This window comes from Arthrobacter sp. B0316-1-20, from assembly GCF_059091865.1.
In genome coordinates this window covers 1-3419 of the sequence record NZ_JBNHHC010000193.1, presented here as the reverse complement: position 1 = coordinate 3419, position 3419 = coordinate 1, and the positions used below count along the sequence as shown (strand labels likewise).

Annotated in this window: 3 protein-coding genes; 1 reads left to right on the top strand and 2 read right to left on the bottom strand. The window is 63.5% G+C overall.

The window, feature by feature from the left end; genetic code table 11:
* A partial coding sequence (locus AC5RW2_RS41640) for an FAD-binding protein (protein WP_494075329.1) occupies window positions 1-923 on the top strand: 923 nt, incomplete at its 5' end.
* A 239-nt stretch (window positions 924-1162) separates the two neighbouring features.
* Here the strand turns inward: AC5RW2_RS41640 and AC5RW2_RS41635 are convergent.
* Entirely contained in the window at window positions 1163-2434 is a 1272-nt protein-coding gene (locus AC5RW2_RS41635; RefSeq protein WP_494036970.1) for an MFS transporter, read from the bottom strand.
* 137 nt (window positions 2435-2571) lie between these two features.
* Window positions 2572-3419 (bottom strand): NAD(P)(+) transhydrogenase (Re/Si-specific) subunit beta (locus tag AC5RW2_RS41630; RefSeq protein ID WP_494075328.1); only part of this gene is annotated, 848 nt, incomplete at its 5' end.

The following is a 3419-nucleotide window of genomic DNA, read 5'->3' as shown; positions in this document are numbered from 1 at the left end:
CGACCGGAGGTTTTGAGTGGGATAAGGCGCTCGCCCGTGATTTCCTGCGGGGACCACTTCGCCACCCTGCGAGCGTGCCGACGAATACGGGCGACGGGCTTCGGATGGCCATGCGCGCCGGTGCCAGCTTGGGAAACATGAGGGAGGCGTGGTGGGTGCCGGTCTGTACCCTCCCGGGCGAAAACCCGGACGGGTCCAAGCCGGTGTACCTGGTCCAGCGCGAGCGAACGGTTCCCCATTCGATCATGATCAATCGCGAGGGCAAGCGGTTCACCAACGAGGCGACGAACTACAACGCAATGGGCGGGGCTCTGCATGAGCTCGATCCCACCTCGTTTGACTATCGGAACATCCCCTGCTGGGTGGTCTTCGATGCCAATATGGTGGAACGCTTCGGCGGCTTTGGATGCCCTCCCGGAGGCCAGATGCCTGACTGGGTCACCCGGGCGGACACCCTCGACGGTCTCGCGGAGCAGCTATCCGTCCCGGCCGAGGCACTGCAGGCCACCGTGGAGCGGTGGAACGAGCATGCCCAGCAAGGTGTTGACCCGGACTTCCGCCGCGGTGAAAGCGCATTCGATGGCTTCGTGGGCAACCAGGATGACTATCCGGGCCCGGACTCTACGTTTGGGCCACTGAACCGCGGCCCTTTCTATGCCGTGGAGCTCCACAGCAGCACGCTCGGCACCAAGGGCGGTCCCCGGACAACCGGAAAGTCTGAAGTTCTGAACGTCGACGGCGAGGTCATTCCGGGCCTCTTCGCCGCTGGGAACGTCATGGCAGGCCCCACCGGCATGGTGTACGGCGGCGCCGGCGGAACACTGGGTCCCGCCCTCGTCTTCGGCTATCTGGCCGGACGTACGGCGGCGCGGCGGGGAACTGCGGAAGCGGGCGAACTCGTGGCCGACGCAGCCGCGGTCTGAGACTGACCCAAGTTTGGATAAGCAGTGGGACTGGCCGAGCACAATCGACCAGTCCCACTGCCATAAGCCCGTCAGGTGGACGAGAATTGGCGGGTACTGCGGGAGGGAAATGCCGCAGTTAGTGGCCGCAATGCCATCTGGCTCTGACCGCACTGCGCGAGGCTGCATATCTGGCCGCGAAAGCACATGGTCGGCGCTGCAGCTGCTCCGAACCGATTGCGACCGGCTGCTGACCTCGCTCAACCGTCCTTGGCAGCGAGTTCTATGAGTTCCTCTTCCACCGTCTGAGGGTTCCGAAGCATCATCCCTGCCAGCACAATCCCTATGGAAGTAACGATGAGGAAACAGATCGGCACGGTCCACCCACCGGTCAGGTCGCGGAGTATTCCGACGACGAGGGGACCTGCAACGGCGACCAGGGAGCCCTGTCCCTGGACGAAACCGCTCAGGGCGGCCGTCATGGCCGGGGTCTGTGTCCTCGAGTTGATCAGCGCGAGCATGACTGGAAACAGGCCTGTTCCGAGTGCCGCTGTGACGACCCACAGGGGCGTCAGGACATTCGGTACCAGCAACAGGCCCAAGTAGCCGGCAACGAACGCTGCCGCGCCGACGTGGGCGAGCATGCCGCCGTTCCGCAGGCGAACCGCGATCGCAGGTGCGATGAGTGAGAGAGGGAACGCGGTGATAGCGTAGATGGACAAGAGCACGCCGGCTTCAATGCTTGACGTTCCGGCATGGCCGGTCAGCAATTCTGGCAGCCAGGCAAGCATCGCATAGCCATTGAGTGAGGCGAGACCGTGCATTAGCAGAAGGCCCCAGGCCAGGCGGGACCGCCACAACCCGATGCCTCCGTGTGAGGCAGACTGAGAGGCTGGGATCGAATCTTCGTGGCTTTCCGGTAGCTTGCGTCTTGCCCGGACGAGGAGAACCACCCACGGCGGAGCGGCAAGCAGGGCAACGACGCCCCACAGTGCGAGGGCGGTCCGCCAGCCCGTTGCGTCTGTGATCAGTGCTGAGACGGCGCCCGGAATCGCTGTGCTTGCCGAAAACAACATGGCGTAGATGGTTGTTAGCAGGGCGATGCGATCAGGAAAGTAGCGTTTCACCACAGGAGGAAGGAGTACATTCCCAAGGCCCATTCCCAGCATCGCGAGGATGCTGCCCACAAGCAGCTGGGAAAAATCATTGGCCAGCGAGCGGGCGATATGCCCGGCCAGCATCGCGAGGCAGGCAAGTACAAGGCTGGCCTCCAGTCCGACACGGCGGGCAAAGGACGGCCCTATCAATCCGCCGGTTGCCAGCATTAAAGGGGGCAGCATGCCGATGACGCCGAGAGCAAGGTCGTTCAGCGGCACGTCTGCGCTGATCTGGTCGAAAATCGGAGACATGGCGGTGACTGCCGACCGCAGGCTCAGAGCCACGAGGACAATGCCCAACAAGGCGAGCGTACGGCCCGCCCAGAGAGAACGCGAGCCGGGGCTATCGCTGTGGGAAACTTTGCCATCAATCACGTTTATCTCCTGAGCTAGGACGATCCAGGTCCAAAGGCCGGCACAGGAATCAATAGCCAATACGGCGCAGCGAAAAGGGCCTGTCCCCGGTGCATGGCAGGGACAGGCCACTATTCTTTCGCAGTCCACCCGCGGTGCTAGAGCGCCTTCACCGCGTTCAGCAGCTTGCCCATGGAATCCTTCGCATCCCCAAACAAGAGCGTTGTCTTGGGGTCGAAGAGCAGCTCGTTCTCGATCCCTGCGAAGCCTGGCCGCATCGAGCGCTTCATGAAAATGATCTGTTTCGCCTCGTCCGCCTGGAGGATGGGCATCCCGTAGATCGGCGCCCCCGGCGTCGACTTGGCCGCGGGGTTGACCACATCGTTGGCGCCGACCACCAGGACCACGTCGCTGTGCTTGAAGTCGGAGTTGATTTCGTCCATTTCAATCAACTGTTCGTAGGGGACCTGGGCCTCGGCCAGCAGGACATTCATATGCCCCGGCATACGGCCAGCCACAGGATGGATGGCGTAATCCACATTCACGCCACGTTCGACCAGGACCTCCACGAGTTCGCGCAGCGTGTGCTGGGCCTGAGCCACTGCCAGGCCGTAGCCGGGCACGATAATGACTCGGCCTGCGTAACCCAGCGTGATGGCAATGTCCTCGGGCCCGGCGGAACGAACGGGGCGGTCGCTGGCCTCTCCCGCTCCCAGCGTGGAGCCACCCTTGAGCGCTCCGAAAAGTATGTTCACTACTGAGCGGCCCATGCCGCGCGCCATCATGACGGTCAGCAGTGTTCCCGATGCGCCCACGAGGGTGCCGGCGATGAGCAGCAGGACATTGTCCAGCACGTACCCTCCGGCAGCCACCGTGAGCCCGGTGAACGCATTGAGCAATGAGATCACGATGGGTACATCAGCGCCGCCGACCGGCAGCACCAGCAGCACACCGACCAGGAGTCCGAGCGCGGCCAGTACCACGCCCAGCCCCAGGCGGGGGCCGG